Annotated in this window: 21 protein-coding genes and 1 other annotated feature; of the genes, 15 read left to right on the forward strand and 6 right to left on the reverse strand. The window is 38.2% G+C overall.

Annotated features, from left to right (window positions below):
- Positions 1–4: 4 nt before the first annotated feature.
- Positions 5–1,396 carry an oxaloacetate decarboxylase subunit alpha gene (locus tag ACFO5Y_RS00695; RefSeq protein WP_197103043.1) on the reverse strand — a complete coding sequence of 464 codons (1,392 nt, stop codon included), beginning with the start codon at positions 1,394–1,396 and terminating at the stop codon, positions 5–7.
- 447 nt (positions 1,397–1,843) lie between these two features.
- Here ACFO5Y_RS00695 and citC point away from each other — a divergent pair, with 447 nt between their 5' ends.
- The 6 genes from citC to ACFO5Y_RS00725 all read left to right on the forward strand — a co-directional run bounded on the left by citC (position 1,844) and on the right by ACFO5Y_RS00725 (position 7,570).
- Entirely contained in the window at positions 1,844–2,842 is a 999-nt protein-coding gene (gene citC, locus ACFO5Y_RS00700) for a [citrate (pro-3S)-lyase] ligase (RefSeq protein ID WP_197103042.1), read from the forward strand.
- Positions 2,843–2,858: 16 nt separating this feature from the next.
- On the forward strand, positions 2,859–3,164 hold the full coding sequence (citD, locus tag ACFO5Y_RS00705) for a citrate lyase acyl carrier protein (protein ID WP_138403878.1): 306 nt from the start codon (positions 2,859–2,861) through the stop codon (positions 3,162–3,164).
- Positions 3,152–4,039: a citrate (pro-3S)-lyase subunit beta gene (citE, locus tag ACFO5Y_RS00710; protein ID WP_138403877.1), complete on the forward strand. Its 888-nt coding sequence runs from the start codon at positions 3,152–3,154 to the stop codon at positions 4,037–4,039. The genes citD and citE overlap by 13 nt, the downstream gene beginning before the upstream one ends.
- A gap of 2 nt (positions 4,040–4,041) precedes the next feature.
- Complete coding sequence (citF, locus tag ACFO5Y_RS00715) at positions 4,042–5,574, forward strand: citrate lyase subunit alpha (RefSeq protein ID WP_197103039.1); 1,533 nt, start codon at positions 4,042–4,044, stop codon at positions 5,572–5,574.
- Positions 5,567–6,100 carry a citrate lyase holo-[acyl-carrier protein] synthase gene (citX, locus tag ACFO5Y_RS00720; protein WP_197103037.1) on the forward strand — a complete coding sequence of 178 codons (534 nt, stop codon included), beginning with the start codon at positions 5,567–5,569 and terminating at the stop codon, positions 6,098–6,100. Before citF ends, citX begins: the two co-directional genes overlap by 8 nt.
- A gap of 171 nt (positions 6,101–6,271) precedes the next feature.
- Positions 6,272–7,570 (forward strand): SLC13 family permease, encoded by a 1,299-nt coding sequence (locus ACFO5Y_RS00725; protein WP_197103035.1) that lies wholly within the window; start codon positions 6,272–6,274, stop codon positions 7,568–7,570.
- A gap of 276 nt (positions 7,571–7,846) precedes the next feature.
- Here ACFO5Y_RS00725 and ACFO5Y_RS00730 read toward each other — a convergent pair whose 3' ends face one another.
- The gene (locus ACFO5Y_RS00730; RefSeq protein WP_197103033.1) at positions 7,847–9,019 is read right to left on the reverse strand and encodes an aminotransferase class I/II-fold pyridoxal phosphate-dependent enzyme; all 1,173 of its coding nucleotides are present in this window, start codon (positions 9,017–9,019) and stop codon (positions 7,847–7,849) included.
- Positions 9,020–9,239: 220 nt separating this feature from the next.
- Positions 9,240–9,499 (forward strand) — a binding site (T-box leader).
- Positions 9,500–9,546: 47 nt separating this feature from the next.
- Between ACFO5Y_RS00730 and ACFO5Y_RS00735 the strand changes: the two genes are divergently transcribed.
- Together ACFO5Y_RS00735 and ACFO5Y_RS00740 are read left to right on the forward strand one after the other, a co-directional pair.
- A complete protein-coding gene (locus tag ACFO5Y_RS00735) occupies positions 9,547–10,608 on the forward strand; it encodes a methionine ABC transporter ATP-binding protein (protein WP_138403872.1) in 1,062 nt (353 codons plus the stop codon).
- A gap of 55 nt (positions 10,609–10,663) precedes the next feature.
- Positions 10,664–11,344, forward strand: a complete 681-nt coding sequence (locus tag ACFO5Y_RS00740) for a methionine ABC transporter permease (RefSeq protein ID WP_380706316.1) — start codon at positions 10,664–10,666, stop codon at positions 11,342–11,344.
- Between the two features lie 56 nt (positions 11,345–11,400).
- Here ACFO5Y_RS00740 and ACFO5Y_RS00745 read toward each other — a convergent pair whose 3' ends face one another.
- A complete protein-coding gene (locus tag ACFO5Y_RS00745) occupies positions 11,401–12,120 on the reverse strand; it encodes a GntR family transcriptional regulator (protein WP_197103029.1) in 720 nt (239 codons plus the stop codon).
- Between the two features lie 153 nt (positions 12,121–12,273).
- Here ACFO5Y_RS00745 and ACFO5Y_RS00750 point away from each other — a divergent pair, with 153 nt between their 5' ends.
- The 4 genes from ACFO5Y_RS00750 to ACFO5Y_RS00765 all read left to right on the forward strand — a co-directional run bounded on the left by ACFO5Y_RS00750 (position 12,274) and on the right by ACFO5Y_RS00765 (position 16,478).
- Positions 12,274–13,722, forward strand: a complete 1,449-nt coding sequence (locus tag ACFO5Y_RS00750; protein WP_197103028.1) for a 6-phospho-beta-glucosidase — start codon at positions 12,274–12,276, stop codon at positions 13,720–13,722.
- Between the two features lie 132 nt (positions 13,723–13,854).
- A complete protein-coding gene (locus tag ACFO5Y_RS00755) occupies positions 13,855–14,613 on the forward strand; it encodes a sulfite exporter TauE/SafE family protein (RefSeq protein WP_197103026.1) in 759 nt (252 codons plus the stop codon).
- 123 nt (positions 14,614–14,736) lie between these two features.
- A complete protein-coding gene (locus ACFO5Y_RS00760; protein ID WP_197103024.1) occupies positions 14,737–15,120 on the forward strand; it encodes a GntR family transcriptional regulator in 384 nt (127 codons plus the stop codon).
- Positions 15,117–16,478: a DUF5808 domain-containing protein gene (locus ACFO5Y_RS00765; protein WP_197103022.1), complete on the forward strand. Its 1,362-nt coding sequence runs from the start codon at positions 15,117–15,119 to the stop codon at positions 16,476–16,478. Before ACFO5Y_RS00760 ends, ACFO5Y_RS00765 begins: the two co-directional genes overlap by 4 nt.
- 418 nt (positions 16,479–16,896) lie before the next feature.
- Here the strand turns inward: ACFO5Y_RS00765 and ACFO5Y_RS00770 are convergent, their stop codons facing one another.
- Positions 16,897–17,550: a hypothetical protein gene (locus tag ACFO5Y_RS00770; protein WP_197103019.1), complete on the reverse strand. Its 654-nt coding sequence runs from the start codon at positions 17,548–17,550 to the stop codon at positions 16,897–16,899.
- Positions 17,551–17,755: 205 nt separating this feature from the next.
- Between ACFO5Y_RS00770 and ACFO5Y_RS00775 the strand changes: the two genes are divergently transcribed.
- Positions 17,756–18,202, forward strand: a complete 447-nt coding sequence (locus ACFO5Y_RS00775; RefSeq protein ID WP_197103018.1) for a universal stress protein — start codon at positions 17,756–17,758, stop codon at positions 18,200–18,202.
- Between the two features lie 193 nt (positions 18,203–18,395).
- A complete protein-coding gene (locus ACFO5Y_RS00780; protein WP_197103016.1) occupies positions 18,396–19,037 on the forward strand; it encodes a YczE/YyaS/YitT family protein in 642 nt (213 codons plus the stop codon).
- Between the two features lie 32 nt (positions 19,038–19,069).
- On the opposite strand, the gene ACFO5Y_RS00785 is transcribed toward ACFO5Y_RS00780, so the two are convergent.
- A complete protein-coding gene (locus ACFO5Y_RS00785) occupies positions 19,070–19,966 on the reverse strand; it encodes a mechanosensitive ion channel family protein (RefSeq protein ID WP_197103014.1) in 897 nt (298 codons plus the stop codon).
- A gap of 258 nt (positions 19,967–20,224) precedes the next feature.
- Between ACFO5Y_RS00785 and ACFO5Y_RS00790 the strand changes: the two genes are divergently transcribed.
- A complete protein-coding gene (locus tag ACFO5Y_RS00790; protein WP_197103012.1) occupies positions 20,225–20,482 on the forward strand; it encodes a hypothetical protein in 258 nt (85 codons plus the stop codon).
- A gap of 217 nt (positions 20,483–20,699) precedes the next feature.
- On the opposite strand, the gene ACFO5Y_RS00795 is transcribed toward ACFO5Y_RS00790, so the two are convergent.
- Positions 20,700–21,266 (reverse strand): class I SAM-dependent methyltransferase, encoded by a 567-nt coding sequence (locus tag ACFO5Y_RS00795; RefSeq protein WP_197103009.1) that lies wholly within the window; start codon positions 21,264–21,266, stop codon positions 20,700–20,702.
- Between the last annotated feature and the right edge of the window lie 9 nt (positions 21,267–21,275).

Raw genomic sequence — 21,275 nt, forward strand, 5'->3', positions numbered from 1 at the left:
CTCTTTATTGACCGTAGCGTGCTTGAATCTTAATTGTTTCTCCAGCTACTGGTTTAGGTTGATATTTTCTTTCTAGGTATTGTTGACCCACTTGTGGGAATAAAGCATAAGTTAATACGTCTTCATCATTTTTACCTAGGTCGCCTAATTCAGCTTTAAGTTTTTCGAACTCTGGATCTAAACGATCTGCTGGACGCGTTTCGATGACTTCTGCGTCACCGATAATTGAGCGACGGAATTCCTCATCCACTGGTGCAGGAGATTTACCATATAAGCCTTTTAAGTAGTCCTTAATTTCGTTAGGCACCATCTTGTAGCGTTCTCCAGCTAAGACGTTGAATACCGCTTGTGTTCCAACCATTTGACTCAAGGGTGTTACAAGTGGTGGGAAGCCCATGTCCTCACGAACAGAAGGAACTTCGTTAAGTACAGCATCGTATTTATCTAAAGCACCTGCTTGGCGGAGTTGTGAGTTTAAGTTCGATAACATACCACCAGGAACTTGGTAAATTAAAGCTTTAGGATCAGCGAACATCATTTTACTGTCTAATGTTCCGTCTGCTAAATATTTATCACGAATGCCTTTAAAGTAGTCCGCAATTTCTTCTAAAGTATCAATGTTTAAGTGTGTATTAATATTTAATTCTTCTAATGTTAATGCCATTGATTCAGTAGGTGGTTGACTTGTTCCTTCAGCTAATGGAGAAATCGCTGTATCAATAATATCAACGCCATTCTCAACAGCAGCTAAGTAAGTCATTTGTGACACACCACTTGTTGCGTGCGTGTGTAAGTTTAATGGAACATCAATCACAGCTTTAATCGCTGGAATTAATTCACGAGTAACAGCCGGAGTTAAGATACCAGCCATGTCTTTAATACAGATTGAGTCAGCACCCATATCGTTGTATTCTTTTGCTAGTTTTGTGTAATACTCAACGGTATGAACATCACTTGTTGTATATGCAATTGCTAATTGTGCATGTGCACCGTATTTCTTAACTGCTTCAAGTGAAGCGCGAACATTACGTGAATCGTTTAACGCATCGAAGATTCGGAAGATATCAATGCCGTTCTCAACAGCCTTTTGAATAAACTTATCAACAACATCATCAGCATAGTGACGGTAACCGATTAAGTTTTGACCTCTAAGTAACATCATCAATTTCGTATTCGGCGTACGTTTACGAATTTCGCGTAGTCGTTCCCATGGATCTTCATCTAAAAAACGAATCGCTGAGTCATAAGTTGCACCCCCCCAACATTCAAGTGCGTAATATCCCGCCGAGTCCATTTTCTCAATAATTGGAAGCATATCTTCTGTCGACATGCGAGTTGCCATCAAACTTTGATGCGCATCTCTCAAGACGGTTTCATTAATACGTACTTCAACCATATATATATCAACCTTTCTCATAAGTTATATTTATCTTTATTGTAAGCGAAAACACCTCAGAATGAAATTCTTTTTTGGGAAAATACTGTTCTAATGGTGTTTTTTTGCGTATAAATTTTTGCATAAAATAAAAACAAGACTAAATATACCTCTAAAAAACCTTATATAAATGCCTAATTAAAACGGCTTCATTATAGAAGAAGTAAATTCAATGCAGCTGTTTTACAGGTTTGTTCTGTCATAATATTTACATCAGAATAACATTCTAATCGCCTGATAACGTTAACATGTTAGACAGAATAAGGATTAGAATTATAAAATACAGGGGAAAAACAACACGATTAATATAATTAATATATAATGAATAGTGGAATGAAGAAATAAATGATTTTCTTCATACAATATTGGTTTGGGGCAAGTAATAGAACTTTTAGTCAATAAAAAAGGATGATGATAGTGTATACAACGAAACGTTTATGGATTCATCGAAGCCAAAGTGCACGCAAAGATTGGGAAAACTTATTAGAAGCTTCCAACTTAAGCACTCAGGAACAGACCGATTATACAGTCGGGATTTATAAAGGTGATGATCTCGTTGCTACTGGTTCATATGCTGGCAACGTTATTAAATGTGTAGCCGTTCATTCAGACTATCAATCAGAAAACTTTCTGACGGATATTGTTGTCCATCTAATGGATCAACTAAGAAGTAATGGCTCAAATCATTATTTCGTCTATACATGTCCAAAGAATAGTGTTTACTTTAAATCACTAGGCTTTAATAAGATTGTAGAGACGTCGAATGTTACCTTCATGGAATTTGGTCATCCTAATTTTGAAGATTACTTATCTATGTTAAGTAATCATAAAAAAGAAGGAAACAATGGCGCAGTCGTTATGAACGCCAACCCGATTACTAATGGACACCTTCACTTAATTGAAGAAACAGCCAAACAAAGTGATTACGTGTATGTATTCGTTCTGTCTGAAGATCGTTCTGAATTTAATGATGAGGAGCGAATGATGTTGGTAAAACGTGCAACCGTTGACATGTCAAATGTCATTGTCTTACCAACAAATGATTACATGGTCTCTTCGGCAACATTCCCATCATACTTCTTGCGAGATCGTGCTCAAGAAAGTGTCGCACGAATTCAAGCGAAAGTCGATGCGACTTTATTTAAAGAAAGAGTGGCTCCGATTCTTAATATCAACCACCGCTTCGTCGGTAAAGAGCCTTATTCACGCGTCACAGAGATTTATAATGAAAGTATGAGTGAAGTTTTTCAAGATGATCTGGAATTAGAAATTATTCCACGATTAGAGATTGAAGGTGAAGTGATTAGTGCAACGAAAGTACGTAAAGCACTATCGGAAGGTCATCCAGAAAGCATTAAGAATTTAGTTCCAAGTACAACGTACGACTATATTCAAAACAAAAAATAAATTTGAGGTGAAAAAGATGGAAATTAAACAAAATGGTGTCGCAGGGACAGTTGAGTCTTCTGACATTATGGTCACTGTGGCTCAATCAGATAATGGTATCGAGATTGAACTAGAAAGTAGTGTAGAGAAACAATTCGGAGCACAAATCCGTAAAGTTATCAAAGAAACTTTAGAAAAACTTGGAGTGGAAAACGCAAAAGTAACTGCTGTTGACCAAGGTGCATTAGATTGTACAGTTCAAGCAAGAACAATTGCAGCTGTTTACCGTGCTGCAGATGAAACTACATTTAACTGGAAGGAGATTGCAACATGGAGCGTTTAAGAAGAACGATGATGTTTGTGCCTGGTGCGAACGCAGCAATGCTTAGAGATGCACCTTTATACGGCTCAGATGCAGTAATGTTTGATTTAGAAGATGCTGTATCATTGAACGAGAAAGATACTGCACGTATGTTAGTACATAATGCATTAAAAAATATTGACTATAGTAACGTTGAAACGGTTGTTCGTATTAACGATTTAAAAGCTGGTGGAGATCAGGATATCGAAGCATCAGTATTAGGTGGCGTGAACGTGATTCGTTTACCAAAAACTGAAAATGCACAAGAAATCAAAGACGTCGAAGCTGTTATCGAACGAGTTGAGAGAGAAAACGGCATCGAAGTGGGTACAACAAATATTATGGCTGCGATCGAATCAGCTACAGGTATTTTAAATGTACGTGAGATTGCTCACGCGTCAGACCGCTTAATCGGTATCGCTCTAGGAGCAGAAGACTACGTGACAAACATGAAGACTGAAAGAAGTGCCACTGGAGAAGAATTATTCTTCGCACGTAGCTTCATTCTACATGCAGCGAGAGATGCAGGTATTGCAGCTTTAGATACTGTTTATTCAGACGTAGATAACGAAGAAGGCTTCAGAAATGAAGTACAACGTATTAAACAATTAGGTTTCGATGGAAAATCAATTATCAACCCTCGTCAAATTCCAATTGTTCATGATGAATACGCACCAACTCAAAAAGAAATTGACAATGCAAAAGAAATTATTTGGGCAATTCAAGAAGCTGAAGAAAAAGGTTCAGGGGTTATCTCTGTTAACGGAAAAATGGTTGATAAGCCAATCGTTGAACGTGCTGAGCGTGTTATTGCTTTAGCTAAAGCAGCGAATATCATTACAGAGGAGGAACTATAATTATGGTTAAGAATACAGTCGGTCGCGATATTCCACAACATATTGTTGATCAATACGGTGCTTATGGAGAAGAATCTAAATACAGCACACAATATGAAGAGACTATCCGTAAAATCAACCCTATTAAACTAGGTGATGACAAATTAGTAGGTAGCTTACGTGAAGCGATTGAAAAAACAGGACTTAAAGACGGTATGACAATTTCTTTCCACCACCACTTCCGTGAAGGTGACTATGTACTAAACATGGTCATGGATGAGATTGCAGCAATGGGAATTAAAGATTTAACGATTGCACCAAGTTCAATTGCTAACGTCCATGAGCCCTTAATCGAACACATTAAAAATGGTGTAGTTACAAACATTACATCAAGTGGTTTACGTGATAAAGTCGGAGCAGCAGTTTCTGACGGAATTATGAAAAACCCAGTTGTACTACGTTCTCATGGTGGACGTGCACAAGCAATTGCATCAGGCGAAATCAAAATTGACGTTGCCTTCATAGGTGCGCCAAGTTCAGATGCGTATGGAAATATAAATGGTACTAAAGGTAAAGCAATCTGTGGTTCATTAGGTTACGCTAAAGTCGATGCAAGATATGCAGACCAAGTAGTAGCAATTACAGACTCATTAATGCCTTATCCAAACACACCAATCAGCATTCCTCAAACAGATGTTGATTACGTTGTTGAGGTCGATGCGATTGGAGATCCTACTGGGATTGCTAAAGGGGCAACTCGTTTCACACAAAACCCTAAAGAATTAGTTATCGCAAGATACGCTAACCAAGTGATTACAAACTCACCATACTTTAAAGATAAATTTTCATTCCAAACTGGTACAGGTGGGGCATCATTAGCTGTATCTCGTTACTTACGTGAAGATATGATTAAAGAAAATATCACTGCTAGCTTTGCTTTAGGTGGTATTACAAACGCAATGGTTGAGCTACATGAAGAAGGTTTAGTAGATAAATTAATTGACGTTCAAGACTTCGATGCACCATCAGGAGAGTCATTAGGACGTAACCCTGAGCATACTGAAATCGACGCGATTTTCTACGCTTCACCATTATTTAAAGGTGCTGCCATTAACCAGCTTGACGTATGTATCTTATCAGCACTTGAAATCGATACAGACTTCAACGTTAACGTTGTTACTGGATCGGATGGCGTGATCCGTGGAGCAATCGGTGGTCACCCTGATACAGCATCATCAAGTAAGATGTCATTAGTTATCTCACCATTAGTTCGAGGAAGAATACCTACAGTGGTTGAACAAGTAAACACTGTAATTACACCAGGTTCAAGTGTAGACGTGGTTGTTACTGAAATCGGTATCGCAATTAACCCAGAACGCCAAGACTTAGTAGAACACTTCAAGAACGTTGATGTTCCACAATTTACAATTGAAGAATTAAAAGAGAAAGCTTACGCAATAGTAGGAACACCTCAACCAATTGAATATGGAGAGAAAGACGTTGCTTTAATTCAATACCGTGATGGTACGATGATCGACGTTGTTCGCAATGTATAAGGATGAAGTATTCAATGGCCCGGAAGTGAGTTTAATGGAGATGCTGGATGCGCGTGAAAAACGTGCATTCAGACAGACCCAGATTATTAATCAACATTCTCCGGGTTCATTATTATCTGTTACTTTGAATATACCTGGTGATATTAAAACATCACTTTATCTAGTAGGTGTCTTTGAAGAAATGCTGACAGAAATAAAAGCAAAGTTAGACGATGTGACGATTCAGTTTTCAGAAGATTTGAACTTGCCAACTGGGCCAGAAGCATATTTCTTTGTGGATATTGATAGCATTGAATTGAAAAAAAGAATGGTAGCACTTGAAGAAATGCATTCAAAAGGCCGTGTCTTTGATTTAGATGTCGTTAAATTAGAAGACGGAAAATTAAGCAGTTTGAAGCGTGAAGAGGTTGGAATAGGAAAGCGTCAATGTTATATTTGCGACCGTCCAGCTAAAGAATGTGCTCGTTCTCGTAAACATTCAATTGAAGAATCACAAGAAGCAATCGCGAATATCCTTTTAGGATAAGCGATTTTCTATTGGGTTTTATGTGAACAGTTGAACATTCAAAGAACAGTTAAAAGACAGTTTAAATGTTGTTTTAATAGGATAACTATATTAAAATATAACTGTAAACGATTTCTTTATAGTTGTTTGGGGGATGTTTCACAAAATAATATATGTATGTAGGAGGAAAATATGTATTTAGCAATAATAGGTTTTATACTCATAATCATATTGATGTTTGTCTTAATCGGAGAGAAAATGTCTCCACCGATGGCTTTCATCATTTTACCACTGATCGCAGCAGTAATTTCTGGAGCAAGTATTGCGGATATAAGTTTATACGTTAACGATGGATTGGCGTCTATCTTAAACACTGCAGTTCTGTTCTTATTCTCGATCTCATTCTTTACATTAATGTCCGAACAGGGGTTATTCGACCCGTTAGTGGATTTTGTAATTAGTAAAGTTGGTAACAAAATCACTGCAATCTTTATCGCGGTTTTACTAGTTGCTGTTGTATCTCACTTAGATGGTAGTGGTGCTTCAACTTACTTAATTGTAATTCCAGCATTCAAACCAATTATGGATAAGTTAGGCGTTCGTCCAGTAGTATTTTTAGGAACAGTTGTTGGGCTAATGTCAGCGATGAATATTATCCCGTGGGGTGGGCCAACGATTCGAGCGGCTTCAGTTGCAGGGGTAGAGGTTTCGGATCTGTATTCATTTATCTTCCCAGCTGTTGTTGTAATGTTCTTATTAGCAATCGTGAATGCTGTTGTTAACTCACGTCGTAAACGTGAAGGTTCAGGTGTTGATGGAAACATTAATATTGCTGATTTAGCAGATAATGCTGAAGCAGAACCAAAAACAAGCAAAGGTCTTTACATCTATAACTTAGTTGTAACATTAATTATGTTAGCTTTATTATTCATTGATACTGGTTTACCAATGCACTTTATCTTCATGGTTGCATACGCATTCGCAATCTTAGGCAACTTTAGATCAGTTAAAGAACAAGGTAAGAAAATCCAAGAATATGGTAATAACGCTATCGTTATGACGATGACATTATTCGCCGTAGGTATCTTTATTGGTGTTATCGAAGGTTCTGGAATGGTTGAAGCAATGGCTACAACAATTATTAACGCATTACCAGAATTTATCGCACCACATACTCACTGGTTCTTAGCATTATTCTCAGTACCATTAATGATGGTTCTTGGTACAGATGCGTTCTACTTCGCATTACTTCCAATTGTAATCGGAATTGTAGAGCCATTCGGAATTTCAGCAGAGACAGTTGCTGCAACATTCTTAATTACAGGTACTTATGGTACTTACATCAGTCCAACAGTTGCTGCCAACTACGTTGGGGTATCATTGGCTGGTACAACCATTGGTGAGCATATTAAAGCAAACTTACCAATTATGTGGGCAGCAAGTATCATTACATTAATAGCTGCAACACTCTTAGGTGTCGTTCAATTCTAGAACCACATAGCAACAGACCGTTTTCATTAACAATAAAAACACACAGTCCGCTGTGTGTTTTTTCTTTGCAGATTTTTAAAGATTCGGGTGGTAACTGGAAGAATAGGCGAGAATTGTTCCATTTAATCACTTTAACCAGAACAATAATAAAATATTCTTCCATTTAATCGGTTTAACCGGAAGAATAAATAATAATTCTTCTACTTAACCACTGATTAGCCAATACAAAGAACACCTCCAAGCATCACTTGGAGGTGTTGATAATTATCACTATACTTATTTAGGTTTGTTCTCTTCAACAAATGCTTCAATACGGTCAACGGCTGTTTCTAGGTTTTCAAGATTTGCAGCATAACTTAGACGGAAGTAGTTTTTACCAGCTTCACCGAATGCTTGACCAGGGACTAGGCCGACTTTTGCTTCGTGAGCAACTTTAAGGCAGAAGTCCATGTCGTCGCCTTCAAACCAATCTGGAATCTTGATGAATAGATAAAAGGCACCGTTCGGTGTTGAAACATCGAAGCCCATATCGCGGAATCGGCCCAATAAGTAATCACGACGGATCTTGTATTCTAAGCGCATTTCTTCAATGGCTGCGTCACCTTCTTCTGAGTAAGCAGCAAGTCCAGCAAATTGTGCTTGCGTTGTTGGTGCATTGATTGCACCTTGATGAATAACAAAAATTTGTTTTAAGACATCTGCAGGCCCAGCCACAATCCCCATACGCCATCCAGTCATAGAATGCGATTTAGATGCACCATTGATTAAAATCGTGTGTTCTGGAAGATATTTAGCTACTGAGACGTGTTTGCCTTTGTAAGTTAACTCTGAATAGATTTCATCTGAAATCACCCAAATATCATGTTTTTTAACGACTTCAGCAAGGCCTTCGATTTGCTCAGCTGTATAAGTATGTCCTGTTGGGTTTGATGGGTGGTTCATTAGTAAGACTTTAATGTCTTTATCTTCAGTCAACACTATGTCTAAGCGTTCTGGCGTTAAGATGAAGTCATCTTCTGTTACGTCTACCGGTACAAATTCCCCACCAGCTAAGTTTACTTGAGTTTTGTAAACTGCATAGTTCGGCGCAGCGGTAACAACTTTATCACCAGGATTTAGTAATGCATATAGTGAAACGAAGATTGCTTCAGTCGCACCCACGGTTACAATAATTTGATCTTCAGCACGGTAATCTAGGTCGTACTTACGTTTTAAATAACCGCTAATTGTTTCACGTAATTCAGCTAACCCTTTTGAATGGCTGTATCCGTTAAAACTTTTATCGATAGATTGAATTGCTGCATCTTTAATGAAACGAGGTGTTGGAAAATCTGGTTCACCTAAGGTTAATTTAATTAAGCCTTCGATACCTGAAATTTTATCATTAAAGGCACGAATCGGACTCGGTTTAATAGATTTTAACGTTTCTTTTGTATTTCTTTTTGTCATATATATTCCTCCTGCGTATTGCATTGTATAGAATAAACTCATCTGATTTTAATCATAATAACAACATCATAATACCATAATTATTAAAATTTAGGAAGATTGAAGTGATAGTGTGCGTTTTAAGTGTTGTAGTTTTTTCTGTTTTTGATTATGAGAATTACATAAAGTGCATTGACATTATTCTCATTTTTAGATATGCTTACACACAGATAAAATAATACTAAACGCTATGAAATGGTAAGTAAGAAGTGACATCTTTCAAAGAGAGCTCGCAGATGGTGAAAGTGAGTAAAGAGATAGCTTGTGAACATGGCCATGGAGCGGTCATTCTGAAGATAAGTAAGAATGAACGGAAACAACCGTTAACATCGTCGCAGTATAAATATTTTCTTAGAGATTTGTACTGTATGAGGCTAGGCTAGTAATGGTTTGGCGAATTAAGGTGGTACCACGAACTTTTTATGCACATTCGTCCTTTTTTAAAGAGATGAATGTGCTTTTTTTTGTATAGATAGGAGGATAAAAAATTGATTGAATTAAAAGATATCGATGTTATTTTTAGTAATGATGACAAAGTTGTCACGGCGGTTAAAGACGTGAATATTACAGTTGATCGCGGTGAAATATTCGGAATTGTTGGCTACAGTGGGGCAGGTAAAAGTACCTTAGTACGTACGATTAACTTACTACAGCCACCCACACAAGGAACGGTTACGGTAAATGGACAAGAAATGCAAAAATTAAGTAAGAAAGAATTACGTGGAGCGCGTAAAAAGATTGGAATGATTTTCCAACATTTTAACTTAATGGATTCGCGTACAATTTTTGATAATGTCGCTTTTCCGTTAAAAGGAAGTGGCTTGAGTAAAGATGAGGTCGCTCATAAAGTGGCTGAGTTATTAGATCTCGTTGGTTTAGAAGAGAAGACAGATAATTATCCAAGTCAATTATCTGGAGGTCAAAAACAACGTGTCGCGATTGCGCGTGCCTTAGCGAATGATCCAGACGTTCTTTTATGTGATGAAGCAACAAGTGCCTTAGATCCCAAGACAACATCATCAATCCTAGATTTATTACGCAAATTAAACGAACAATTAGGTTTAACCATCGTGATTATTACACATGAGATGTCTGTAGTCAAAGACCTATGTCACCGCGTAGCTGTTATGGAAGACGGGCATGTATTAGAACAAGGTTCAATCGTTGATATGTTCACGAATCCACAGAAATCATTAACAAAAGAATTTATTAATACAGCTACCCATTTTGATCAAGAAATCGGTTTAGTCCTCACGCATCCAATGATTCAAAACATTGATGAGAATGGTGAGATTATTCGCTTGAGTTACGTTGGAGATGAAACAACGAAACCCATCTTAAGTAACTTAGTACGCGAATTTGATGTAAACGTCAATATCCTTTACGGACATGTGGAAATTTTACAAAATACACCGATTGGGAATATGTTAATCGCAGTCGAAGGGACATCAGAGAATGTTGATAAAGTGATTGAGCATCTTGAAAATAGTGATGTCAGTACACAAAGATTTAATGATTTAGTAAAAGAATACGTGAAGAGGGAGGGATAACATGAGCGAATTAGTCTTAACAATTGGAAGTAGTTGGAATGAAGTGTCGTCAGGTATTGTTACATTTTTAGAAACACACATTCCATATGCCTGGGAATTAAGAGAAGAATTTGTGGAAGCCATTTGGGAAACAGTTTATATGATGCTCGTATCTATTGGAATCGGTGGTTTAATCGGTTTGATACTGGGTATTATTATGACAGTGACTGGTTTCAATGGGATTTTAGAGAATAAAGTCGTTTATAAGGTCTTAGATTCATTGGTGAATATCTTCCGATCAATTCCATTTATTATTTTACTGGCCTTATTAATAAATGTAACAAGAGCGATTGTTGGAACAACGATTGGACCAACAGCTGCAACAATTCCAATTATTGTAAGTACGATTCCATTCTTTGCCCGTCAAGTCGAGATTGCCTTATTAGAGGTTAATCCAGGGGTAGTTGAAGCTGCTGAAGCCATGGGGTCATCAAGTTTTGATATTATTACGCGTGTTTATTTACGCGAAGGGCTAACAGCTTTATTACGTGTAAGTGCCTCAACAGTTATTAATGTCATTGGTTTAACAGCGATGGCCGGAACTGTTGGTGGGGGTGGATTAGGTACGATGGCTATTGCCAGAGGTTACCAACGTAGTCGTATGGACGTTATCCTAGTCGCTACTGTGTTAATCTTAATCATCGTATTTATTACACAATTAATCTTTAACTGGTTAATCCGAAAGACAGAACATTAAATTTAACAAAAGCAGGTACTTTAGAATCAATGGATTCGTAAGGTACCTGCTCTTTTTTAGTTCATTAAGTTGTAGTAGCTATTTCCTTGGATAAAGAATTGCGATTCTTCATAATGGTAGATAATTTTTGAATAATCAAACGGCACACCATTGGCCAAGTAAAAGATCGATTCGACTTGAATGCCTGGGTCGCCTTCTTGTAATTCTAAGTAAGCGGCATTTTGTTGATTTAATTTACCAACTCTGAGGTAATGGTCTAAGAAACTGATTTGTAGTTTTAGATTGTTTGTTAAGTAATTAAATACGGATTCTTCAGCGATTTGTTCATTCAAATACATCACGATATTTTTATCAAAGTAAGATTCTTCAATACAGAAGATGCGCCCCTCAATATAACGGAGTCGCTTCAAGTAATAAACCGGTTGATCGGCGTCGATTTGTAGATGTGCCTGAACGGTTTCAGACGGGATGACTTCTTTCAGTTCTAAAACTTTTGAAGTGAGGTCAAATTCACGCAGCATACTGTTGAAACCTTGAATTTCCATCATGTTAATATACCCTTTTTGGCGACGACCGCGCACAAAAATCCCGCTACCTCGCACTTGGTAAATGAGACCATGACTTTGTAATTCATCTAAAGCTTTGATGACTGTATTCTTGCTGACTTCGAATTGACTCACAAGCTCATCTAAGCTTGGTAACTTGTCACCTTGACGAAGATCTTTGTCTTCAATCAGGTTCATTATTTCTTTGGCTATGTATTCGTATTTAAGCATGTTATTAGTCCTTTACTTAGTTTGTTTGTCAACACTAATATACCATAGAAGCTTCACCTTGACAAAGTGTACGGGTATAATTATAATTATATCCGTACTGGTCAATATTTTTTAATAGAATGATGATTGACAAAGAAAGAGGAGGATATATTCATGAGTAAATTACAAAAAGATTTCTTATGGGGTGGCGCGGTAGCTGCCCATCAATTAGAAGGTGGCTGGAACGCTGGTGGTAAAGGGCCAAGTGTTGCTGACGTTATGACAGCAGGTGCTGCTGGTAAACCACGTGAAATTACAGAAACGGTTGAAGAGGGGAAATTTTATCCAAACCACGAAGCGATTGATTTCTATCATCGTTATAAAGAAGATGTGGCATTATTTGCGGAGATGGGCTTAAAAGCATTCCGTACGTCAATCAACTGGACGCGTATTTTTCCAAAAGGTGACGAGGCTGAGCCGAATGAAGAAGGGCTACAGTTTTATGATGATTTATTCGATGAATTATTAAAACATAACATCGAACCAGTTATTACATTAACTCACTTTGAGATGCCGCTTCACTTAGCGCATGAATATGGTGGATTTAGAAACCGTAAAGTCATTGATTTCTTTGAAAAATTCGCTGAAGTTGTGTTTAACCGTTATAAAGATAAAGTAAAATATTGGATGACTTTCAATGAAATTAATAACATGATGGATTATTCGAATCCAATCTTCTTATGGACGAACGTCGGGGTTCAAGTTAAAGAAGGCGAGAATCCTAAAGAAGTCATGTATACAACTGCGCATAATGTTCTTTTAGCAAGTGCAAAAGCTGTTGCGATTGGTAAAGAAATTAATCCGGATTTTGAAATTGGCGCAATGGTTTCTCATATTCCAATCTATCCAATCAATTCAGACCCTAAAAACGTGATGCTTGCTGAAGAATCAATGCGCCTACGTTACTTCTTCCCAGATGTTCAAGTAAATGGTTACTATCCAAACTATGCTCTAAAAGAATTCGAACGTGAAGGCCTGAATATTCCAATGGAAGACGGTGACGCAGATATTTTAGCTAATGGAACCGTTGATTATCTAGGGTTCAGTTACTACATGTCGAATGCGGTTGATATTAATAGCGGGCAAGGTGAAGATGAGGAAGCAAACGTTCACGGTAAGATTCCTTATCAAGTTGACAATCCTTACTTATCAGCTAGTGATTGGGGCTGGACAATTGACCCTGTTGGTTTACGTTATGTATTAAATCGCTTGTGGGATCGTTATCAAGTTCCTTTATTCATCGTTGAAAATGGTTTTGGAGCAGTAGACACGGTTGAAGAAGACGGCAGCATCCATGACCCAGAGCGTATTAACTACTTAAAAGGCCATATCGAAGAGTTAATTAAAGCAGTCGATTATGATGGCGTTGAATTAATGGGTTACACTCCTTGGGGAATTATTGACTTAGTTTCATTTACTACCGGTGAAATGAAAAAACGTTACGGAATGATTTATGTTGACCGTGATAACGAAGGGAACGGAACTCTCGACCGTTCGAAAAAAGATTCATTTGAGTGGTACAAAAAAGTTATCGCAACAAATGGTGAAGATTTAGAAGCTTAATTTAAGAAGGCTCGAACATGGGGGGATGTTCGGGCTTTTCTTGTTGTCTAACTCTCTCTTTCCTTAATAGACGACCTTTTTTTTCTATGCTACACTCAAAGGAGTTGAAATTTAAGTGAAAGAGGTTATTCGATGGATTATACTCTAATTTTAATGGTAGTTGGGGCGGTCTTTTTAGGCTCACTCATGCGTGCAACCTTTGGTTTTGGGGACTCAGTTGTAAGTATGCCCTTATTAGCGCTACTACCGATTCCATTTTCAGTATCGGTGTCATTAATTGGCCTAACAGGGATGACAACTGCATTGATGTCAATTCAAAGAGGTTGGAAAGATAAAGATCCAGTCGTGATTAAGAAATTAACACTCGCAACAATCATCGGGATTCCGGTTGGACTGATCCTAGTTCGCTTTGCAGAACAGTCAGTGATTAACTTAATCTTAGGGAGTGTCTTAGTTATTTATTCACTGTATTCACTCACGGCCTCACCCGCGCGTCGAGAATACTTACAAGCAAAATTTGAAAATCCAAATTACTCGTATCCATTCGGCTTTCTAGGCGGTATGTTAGGGAGTGCCTATAATATGAACGGTATTCCAGTGGTACTTTATGCTGCGGCCCGTGATTGGACGCCACGTCAGTTTCTCGGAACAGTTCAATCTCATTTCTTGATCTCGAGCGTATTTGTTATTTCCGGTCATGCTTTAAGTGGCTTTTGGAATTTGGATGTGGCTATTTACTTCGCCTTTTCAGTTCCAGTCGTTGCTTTAGCCATGTATATCGGAAGAAAAATTTACAACAAAATAGACACTGACAAATTTAGAACTTATATTTTTATTATGATTCTAATTCTAGGTGCAGTTAATATTGGTAATTTTATTCAAGCGGTGTAAGCAATGAGATGGAGCGTTTTTAACTAAACGCTCTATTTTTTATCGTGATTTGTGTATATGGTGTATTATATGATATAATACAACTAAGGAAGAAAGAAAGAAGTGAATCGAAGGGGTGAGAATATGTTAATGGAGATAGATTTATCAGCGGAAACACCGATATACCAACAAATTCGCGATCAAGTTGTTTTGGGAGTCGGGCGCGGGGATTTAAAATATGGAGAAAATTTACCAAGCGCAAGACAACTTGCTCAAGATTTGGGCGTCAATCCAATGACGGTGAACAAGGCTTATCAAACCTTGAAGCGGGAAGGTATTATTGTAGTGGACCGTCGGGTTGGAACAAAAGTGCGAGAGAATCCAGACGATATTATTGAAAGTGAGTATTTAAACCGACTGGAAGTGACTTTGGCAGAAGGCTTAGCCAAGACGGAAGATAATCAAGCTCTTAAAGAAAAAGTCATGTCGATGTTAGAAAAATTAATTGAAGGGAGAGAGAATCAATGATTTTAATGACGATTATTCTAATCCTAGTCTTTGTAATGATGATGAATTACGCCGTCAGTTACCAAAATTTCAAAATATTTGGCCTGTCTTTTGCGCCAGAACATGCTGAAACAGATGAAGTTAAGACATTACAACGCCAGTTTAGAGTGACTCAACTAATTATAGGAGCCGTCTTTATTGGCTTGTCATTCTTGGTGAGTTTGGATCTATTCCAAGGGTTGCGAGATTTTATGTGGATACTCATATTATTTAGTTATTTTGTCTTATCTTATGTGCCAGTATCAATTTGGCAAAGAAAATTCATGGTCTTAAAGCAGGAAAAGGGTTGGATATATGAAACACAAAAACGCGTGGTCGATATCAGTGTGACCCGAGAAAAAGGAAAAGCAGCGCCAAGCAAGAAATGGGCATGGCTCATTTGGTTACTGAGTTGGGTGCCAGTAATCATGGCATGGGTCGCTCAAAGTTCAGGAAGTTTCCTTCTGCCTTTAATCCTTGTACCGCTAACGCTCATCGTGATACCCTTGTCTTATGATATGGTGATTAGCAGTAAGACGCCGTTTGTGTCCAAAGATAGCGAAGTGACCCAAGCTTACATGCGTCATTTTGAAAGAAATAATGCGGTGAGTTACTTGGAGATGAGTTTAATGGTCAATATCTTCTTTATTGCTTTCACAGCACTCATTCTCTTTAATCCATCGGATCTGTGGCTAATCCTATTATTGGGTGTGTTCTTACTAGCCATTGTTGCTTTAATGGCCCAAACAACTCAGAAAAATAAAGACCTCCAAGCAAAATTCTTTGATCAAGCGGAATGGCAAATGCCTGAAGAAGAAGGCCAGTATAAATGGGGTGCCTACTATAATCCAAATGATTCCAGATTATTCGTGCCTAAACGTATATCCGGAATGGGTACGACAATTAATGTCGCTCATCCAGCTGGAAAGGTCATCATGGCGATCCTCGGAATCTTAGTCGTCGGTATTATTGGGCTCGTTCTGATGATGAGTCTGTCAGAATATGATGTTTCAATCCAAGCAGATACGGTTGCCGTCGAAGCACCGATGTACGGACTTGAAGTGGCCTATGACCAAATCGAATCGATTGAATTAAATGAAGGTCCGTTAGAAGGCTCACGCACAAATGGTTTTGGTGGAATGGAGAAACGCTTTGGTTATTTTAACTTAGAGGGTTACGGACCAGTAGAACTCTTCATCTATGACAGTCATCCTTACCACATCGACATTCAGTTTAGTGACGGGGAGTCACCAGGGTGGTTGATCTTTAACCAAACGACGCAAGCAGAGACTGAAGCCGTGTATCAAGCATTAGTAGAACAATGGGAAATGAATCAGTAGTAAAACGAACCAAGCACTTTAGGGTGTTTGGTTTTTTTAATATGTTCAATAATCGATCATTCGAAAAAAATACGAGTGATCGATTATGGCTAAACGATCATTCGAAAACAATACGAGTGATCGATTATGACTAAATAAGCATTCGAAAAAAATTCGAGTGATCGAATATGGCTAAACGATCATTCGAAAAAAATTCGAGTGATCGATCCCGGCTAAACGATCATTCAAAAAAATTCGAGTGATCGATCCCGGCTAAACGATCATTCAAAAAAATTCGAGTGATCGATTCCGGCTAAACGATCATTCAAAAATAATTCGACTGCTCGATTCCGACTAAACAAGCATTCGAAAAAATCCAACAGCGGAATTAATCCAAAAAAGTACACCCACAAAAATTTTGTGAGTGCACTTATACCAATTATTCAGTTGGTACTTCCCCATATTCACTCAATGCAGTGGTAATAGCATTTCCTTCGTCATCAAAGATATATTCAGAAGCGATTTCACCAATCTCAGGGGCATAGAAGTAGCGTTGTACTTCACCTTCTGGCATAACTGTTTCGATCACAAAGACATCATGATATGTCTCACACTCGACTTCATGTTCAGTGAGAATATCAGTAACTGTAAACTCTTGCTCATCGCGGTAACCTCTTTTAAATGTGTCTCCAACCGCTAACTCGACTGGGAAGAATGTCGCGACTTGCTCATCTAGGGAGTCTTCGTGATAACGGAAGTCCTCAGCTTCATACGAATTTGGAAAGTAAGCTAATTCGATGACGCCATCTTGAGTCAGCTGATAAACGTAAGAGACTGTATTACCAGTATTAGCGCGACTTACTTGGTAAATCCCGTCTTCATCGGGTTCATAATCTAATGTTAATGTAAAAGGAGCAAACTCCATGCCTTCTCCTTTGTAATCGTAATAGGGATAGAATAAGCCAGGTGCGTAGTCGCTAGTATCAACGCTTTCAATTGCTTCTTCAGCGGTCACTGCTGAGCTGGGACTTGTAAAGAATACCGCAGCGAATAGAATAGACGCTAGAATCCGTTTGAGTGTGCTCTTTTTCATAATTGAATCCCTCTTTCTAAAATGCGCTCGAGTTTGAAATTGCCACAATTTTTTGACATATCTCTCCTCCTTTTAACTGAATTCTACTATAAACGAGTCACTATCTAAAATAATATCCATTTTATAGAAATATTAATCGTCTCACAAGTAAGCGTATACATTTTGTGTTATAATGAATATATAAGATATACAGGAGGTGTGTAAAATGTTACAAGAGTATCAACGTATTTTAGTTGCGACGGATGGTTCTGAAGGTGCTGATTTGGCTTTAAACAAAGCAGTAGCGATTGCTAAACGGAATAATGCTAAATTATTTGTTTTACACGTATTAGATACACGCGCAATCCAAGCGACATCAAGTTCGGATATTCACTTTAGAGAAGCATTAAGAACTCTAGGAGACCGTGTGATGGAAGAAGCAAAAGATTACGCAACGGGTCAAGGTTTAACGGAAGTTGAGACAATTCTTGAGATGGGATCACCAAAATCGATTATTGCGGAAGATATTCCGAAACGCGAAGGGATTGATTTAATCGTTATGGGTGCCAAAGGTATGGGAGCCATTGAAAGATTCTTTATGGGATCTGTATCTGAGAATGTTATTCGCCACGCAGCGTGTGACGTATTGGTTGTAAGACCCGATGAACTATAATAAAAAAACGATTCATGTTGAGAAAGGGACCAAACAGTGTATTTAAATAGTCAATAATGCCTACTAGATCAGAAGATTTAGTAGGCATTTTTTTGAAATGTAATAGCGTTTATAATCGAATCAGTTGCATATTTACCTCCAAATGTATTAACCTTAAGGAATAGAGATAAAACTAAATTTTAAGGAGTTATATATGTTTTCAATAAATGGGAAAGAATTTATATGGAAGGCGTTAATGTCTTTAATTGGTATTACCCTCATCAGTTTTGGGGCCGCATTGAGCCAAACAATGAATATGGGCTTGGATCCATTCACTGCGATTAACACAGGTGCGAGTGAGTTACTTGGCTTTACTTTGGGGAATTATCAGTTATTTGTCAATGCTGCGATTTTGGCAATTATTTTGTTTTTTGACCGGAAGATTATTGGCTGGGGGACGATTTTCAACTTAGTGCTTGTTGGTTACATGATTGAATTCTTTATCAGCATGTTAGAGTCATTCATAGACCCAACTCAATTTGCCTTTATCGTTCAGCTTTTAATCACAGTGGTCGCGATTTTAATCTTTACTTTCGGTGTCGCTTTATATATGGCCGCTGATCTTGGGGTATCACCCTATGATGCGATTGCGCCAGTCATCACTGACCGCGTTTCAGCGAGTTACAAAACTGTCAGAATGATTCAAGATATAGTTGTTGTAATTACTGCGTGGATTCTTGGGGGTCCGGTTGGCGTTTCAACCTTCATCACTGGTTTCCTTGCTGGTCCGTTGATTGATTTCTTTTCAAACCGTTTCACAAGGAAACTAACCGACAAAATCGAAGCACAAGCATAAAAAAGGACGCCTATCTCAGGCGTCTTTTGCTTTTAAGAAAATATATCATCTGCATTTTCTTTCTCAACTTGAACCATTGTATTCATGCGTGACAATTCACTCATTGGAATTGGATGGCCTGCTTCATTTAAAGCATCGGCGAATAACTTGTAATAACGTCCCTCGACGTCAACCACATCATCAGCGTCTTTAACCCAAATCCGTATTTTATAGATGAGTCGTCCGTGTTTGTCTTTCATCAAGCCAATAAAATCCGTCGTGTCATTAATTTGATCATCGGACTCGATGACTTGACGGTAAGTGTCTTTAAGTAACTCTTCATAGGCCGCAAAGTTAATATCTGTGGGAATCAATAAATCCAAATCAATTCGGACTGCTTCGCGCGACAGATTTGACAATTCTTGAATATTTCCATTGGGTATAAAATGATGAATCCCGTTATAATCGCGAATCACCGTAGTTCGCACCCCAATACTGTAAATGCGCCCTTCATAACCGTTAATGACGATGTGATCACCCACATCAAATTGGTGTTCAATCAAGATAAACAAACCATTCACCAAATCTGAAACTAAATCCTTCGCTCCTAAACCAACCGCCAAACTCGCAATCCCAGCTCCAGCAACTAAAGTTCCCACTGGAATGCCAAGTATTGAAAGTACGCTGTAACCAACGAAGAAGTAAAATGTATAAAGAACGATATTCAGCAATAGTCGTTGAATCGTATTGTTTCTTGAAAAATTATAAAACTTAAAGCGCTTTGTGTTTTCAAAGTAAGTTGTAATAATTTTCACAACTAACATTCGCACAAGCCATAAAGCCGTAACGGTTAAAATAATGCGAAGAACGGTTGAGAGACCGTCCTCTAATAAAGCCTGAAAATCAATGGATCGAAAGATGTTCCTGAACGCATCTCTTATATATGTCATAGACGAGCTCCTTTCCTTAGATGTTTATTTATTGGGCTTGCGTAGCGTCGTGCTCGACTACGATGTACCGCAAACCAATTTCCGTAGAGTCGTGAGTGAGCACGACGCTCTGCAAAGCCAACTTAATTATGTTTGCCTTACATTCATTATAGGTTAAATTTAATAAGCATTTCAAATTAGACGCGTAAGTAAGTGTTCACAGTGTCTCACCTCATTATTTTCAGTTTATGTTAGAATGAAAGCAAAGAGGTGAGACAAGTGAACAATCTAAATTCAATTACACGAGGCATCAGTGCTGTTATTATCATTGGTTCATTTATTGCACAAATGAATGATCTCATATCAAGGCATATCTTCACTTCGCTACTACTCTTGGCTGTTTCAATCCCACAACTGTATACAGCCTGGGAAATTTATTATAAAAACAATAAAAAATGGAACCTCACTTCAATTGCGATGACCATTCTAGGAGTGTTCTGTATTATATCAGCAGTAAGTATCTATATTATTGGTTAAAAATGACCTTGCGGTTCATCGTGACTCAGCGCGATGGACCGCAAATCTGTTTCCGTGGTGTCGTGATCGCCCACGACGTACCGCAAATTCAAATGCGTAGTGTCGAGCTCACTCACGACGTACCGCAAACGAAAATACGGAGCGTCGTGCCACCACACGACGCCCCGAAAACCAAAAAACCCACCTCAAATCATCAATTTGAAGTGATTTTTCTCTATTATTTAGTCGCGCGCAATAAAAAGCGCGAACTATTCTGATCTTCAAAGAATATATCTGCTTCTACATTCGCAAAACCCGCTCCTTGAACTTCTTCAGCCAACTGATTCATGTCGAAGCCGTGTCCATGACCTTGTTTACCCATTTCAATCAGTAATAATTGGCCGTCTTCATTCAACTGTTCAAGTAGCGACGCTAACAATGCTTGATAATTAGGAATGTGGTGCAAGACAAGTGACATAATAATCGTATCGACTTTTTCAGGAAGTTGAATACCTTTTTCAAAATCCATCAAGCGGACAGAGGCATTGTGTGCGGATGTCTCAGCAAGTTTCAACTCGACTTGTTCCAGCATTTTCTCAGACCCGTCCACAAATAACATTGAATCCACGTCCTCAAGTAATTCCAAGCCGACTAAGCCGGTTCCGCAGCCTAAGTCGACCACTTTTTCCGAGCGCTCATCATTTAGAAAAGGGCGGATGGCTTCAGTTGCGAGCTCAGCCATTTTAATATTATTTGATGAGTCGTAGTGCGATGCTAGTTGGTTAAATTTGTGTATATGATTCATTCAATTCTC

The sequence above is a fragment of the Ruoffia tabacinasalis genome (genome assembly GCF_042652985.1).
GTDB classification, from domain to species: domain Bacteria; phylum Bacillota; class Bacilli; order Lactobacillales; family Aerococcaceae; genus Ruoffia; species Ruoffia tabacinasalis.

What these genes read in the sequence shown, in the direction of transcription:
- ACFO5Y_RS00745 (WP_197103029.1), bottom strand. Translation starts at nt 12,120, where the DNA reads ATGCTTAAATACGAATACATAGCCAAAGAAATAATGAACCTGATTGAA.
- ACFO5Y_RS00695 (WP_197103043.1), bottom strand. Translation starts at nt 1,396, where the DNA reads ATGGTTGAAGTACGTATTAATGAAACCGTCTTGAGAGATGCGCATCAA.
- ACFO5Y_RS00755 (WP_197103026.1), top strand. Translation starts at nt 13,855, where the DNA reads ATGGATTATACTCTAATTTTAATGGTAGTTGGGGCGGTCTTTTTAGGC.
- ACFO5Y_RS00775 (WP_197103018.1), top strand. Translation starts at nt 17,756, where the DNA reads ATGTTACAAGAGTATCAACGTATTTTAGTTGCGACGGATGGTTCTGAA.
- ACFO5Y_RS00765 (WP_197103022.1), top strand. Translation starts at nt 15,117, where the DNA reads ATGATTTTAATGACGATTATTCTAATCCTAGTCTTTGTAATGATGATG.
- ACFO5Y_RS00795 (WP_197103009.1), bottom strand. Translation starts at nt 21,266, where the DNA reads ATGAATCATATACACAAATTTAACCAACTAGCATCGCACTACGACTCA.
- citD (WP_138403878.1), top strand. Translation starts at nt 2,859, where the DNA reads ATGGAAATTAAACAAAATGGTGTCGCAGGGACAGTTGAGTCTTCTGAC.
- ACFO5Y_RS00785 (WP_197103014.1), bottom strand. Translation starts at nt 19,966, where the DNA reads ATGACATATATAAGAGATGCGTTCAGGAACATCTTTCGATCCATTGAT.
- citE (WP_138403877.1), top strand. Translation starts at nt 3,152, where the DNA reads ATGGAGCGTTTAAGAAGAACGATGATGTTTGTGCCTGGTGCGAACGCA.
- ACFO5Y_RS00760 (WP_197103024.1), top strand. Translation starts at nt 14,737, where the DNA reads ATGTTAATGGAGATAGATTTATCAGCGGAAACACCGATATACCAACAA.
- ACFO5Y_RS00730 (WP_197103033.1), bottom strand. Translation starts at nt 9,019, where the DNA reads ATGACAAAAAGAAATACAAAAGAAACGTTAAAATCTATTAAACCGAGT.
- citX (WP_197103037.1), top strand. Translation starts at nt 5,567, where the DNA reads ATGTATAAGGATGAAGTATTCAATGGCCCGGAAGTGAGTTTAATGGAG.
- citF (WP_197103039.1), top strand. Translation starts at nt 4,042, where the DNA reads ATGGTTAAGAATACAGTCGGTCGCGATATTCCACAACATATTGTTGAT.
- ACFO5Y_RS00780 (WP_197103016.1), top strand. Translation starts at nt 18,396, where the DNA reads ATGTTTTCAATAAATGGGAAAGAATTTATATGGAAGGCGTTAATGTCT.
- ACFO5Y_RS00750 (WP_197103028.1), top strand. Translation starts at nt 12,274, where the DNA reads ATGAGTAAATTACAAAAAGATTTCTTATGGGGTGGCGCGGTAGCTGCC.
- citC (WP_197103042.1), top strand. Translation starts at nt 1,844, where the DNA reads ATGATGATAGTGTATACAACGAAACGTTTATGGATTCATCGAAGCCAA.
- ACFO5Y_RS00770 (WP_197103019.1), bottom strand. Translation starts at nt 17,550, where the DNA reads ATGAAAAAGAGCACACTCAAACGGATTCTAGCGTCTATTCTATTCGCT.
- ACFO5Y_RS00725 (WP_197103035.1), top strand. Translation starts at nt 6,272, where the DNA reads ATGTATTTAGCAATAATAGGTTTTATACTCATAATCATATTGATGTTT.